The sequence below is a fragment of the Moorena sp. SIO1F2 genome (assembly GCF_010672755.1).
Lineage (GTDB): Bacteria > Cyanobacteriota > Cyanobacteriia > Cyanobacteriales > Coleofasciculaceae > Moorena.
Genome location: NZ_JAAHFV010000639.1, coordinates 1 through 1,667, shown reverse-complemented (window position 1 = coordinate 1,667; position 1,667 = coordinate 1). Strand labels below are relative to the sequence as shown.

Annotated in this window: 2 protein-coding genes; one reads left to right on the top strand and one right to left on the bottom strand. The window is 49.1% G+C overall.

Features of this window, described 5'->3' with window-relative positions; genetic code table 11:
• Positions 1-347: 347 nt before the first annotated feature.
• Positions 348-575, bottom strand: coding sequence for a hypothetical protein (locus tag F6J94_RS33665; RefSeq protein ID WP_293048254.1), 228 nt, complete (start codon positions 573-575; stop codon positions 348-350).
• Between the two features lie 139 nt (positions 576-714).
• On the opposite strand from F6J94_RS33665, the gene F6J94_RS33660 reads away from it, so the two are divergent.
• Entirely contained in the window at positions 715-912 is a 198-nt protein-coding gene (locus F6J94_RS33660; RefSeq protein ID WP_293048252.1) for a hypothetical protein, read from the top strand.
• The last annotated feature ends 755 nt before the right edge of the window (positions 913-1,667 follow it).

Below are 1,667 nucleotides of genomic sequence, written 5' to 3'. Positions count from 1 at the left end.
CCTGACTGCCGGACACAAGTGCCTCAAAGCCTGATTATGCCTGGGTGATGGGATGCAGGTTTTGAGGGGAAGGTCTCAGACAACTGGTAGAAAAGAGCGATTGACCTTTGCTCACGCTACGGGAAGGCCAGACTCGATCAAAAAGGGTAGAGGGATATGCGAGGCGCTTGGTCACTACACAACCAGCCCATCGGAGCATGTCCAACTCTACCCAAATTCATGATCAACTGTTAGACTTTCTGTGTCAATACAGCAGCTACCCTCGATCTGCGCCATCTAAAAACCTTAGCCTGGATGGTGAGTGCCTTAATTAGCAGTGGTAAGCTTTGCCTTAGTGCCATAGAACCTTATGTCTGATGCCTCGCCAAACAAGCCCAAAGCTTTGAACGTCGGTGGCACCGCTTTGTGAGCAATCGACTCATTGGTGTGAAGGGGCTATATATTCCCTTGGTGCTAAAGGCAATTGAAGAATTGGCAGTCTCATCGTCTGTACCTTGCACTCGATACCACAGTGCTTTGGAATCGCTACTGTATGATTCATCTATCACTGGTGTGTTGTGGTCGTGCCGTGCCATTTCGCATGGCTTGTGTTTGAAGTTACCGTAAGACAGTTGAGCCTTATTTCATATAACTTAAACTTATAACTCACAGACTGTCGCTTATAAAGGCTCAACTGTCTAAGGTTTCGTCTCCAAGGAGCATAGCAGTGCCACGGTGGCTTTCGAAGAATATCAACCATTGTTACGCCAAGCCCGGTGGATATTGCGTCAACATGCCGATGTGATGCTCAAAGCCGACCGAGGTTTCGCCAACCATGCTTTGATGAACTGGTTACTTTGGAGCAATTGGCACTATTGTCTACGGCTGCCCTGTGATGTCAATTTGCTTCGGTCCGCGTCGCTATCCGATTGAAGTCAGTTATCTGTGGCCACAAAAGGGAGAAGCAGTGTTCTATCACCATGTGGGTTTATGGCAAGATGGAAAACACCGCTCTTGAAGTTACCGTAAGATAGTTGAGCCTTTATAGTTAGTAGGTTATGCGTATGCATGTTTAAGTTTTTTGTAATAAGGCTCAACTATCTAAGGTTTCGTCTCTCATCTGGTGTTAGCCAACGTCAAAGGGGTCAAAGAGCCTTGGGCGGTCATCACCGATGAAACCCCCACCTTAAAAACTCTGTGGCAATACGGTTTGAGGTTCCGGGTCGAGGAATTATTTAAGCGACAGTAAGTCGGGAGCCAAAGAAGCTCGAAGACTCCCGCATCCGCAATGGCGAGCTCTCGAACGGCTCTACGAGCGTGGCTGCGGTGGCACTACTGTACGGCACGACTCAAGGCATGGCTGTTCAACTACTTTGTCTGCGACGGCAGGTCGTTCGCGTAGCGTGACCAAAGGTCAATCCTCATTGGCATGCATGGTCTGAGCTACCTGAAAATTGGTCTGCGCTGGCTAACGGGAGTCCTCCACAAAAGTCGTCAACTTTTAACACCCGTCCCCTTGCTACCCAAAGACCCGCAACCGTGCTTTGCGCCGCTCTTAAAGCTCGTCAGGATTTTTACGAACGCGATAGCGTGACTGCATGTCAATCGCATCTGGTTCTCACGGATTCAGTCGTTACAGTGTCGAGCCTGATACGTCTTGGTTTCACACAGATGTGTCAGGCAGCCAG

Bases quoted from the DNA above. Each gene is read 5' to 3' on its own strand.
- F6J94_RS33665 (WP_293048254.1), bottom strand. From the start codon at position 575: ATGGCACGGCACGACCACAACACACCAGTGATAGATGAATCATACAGT.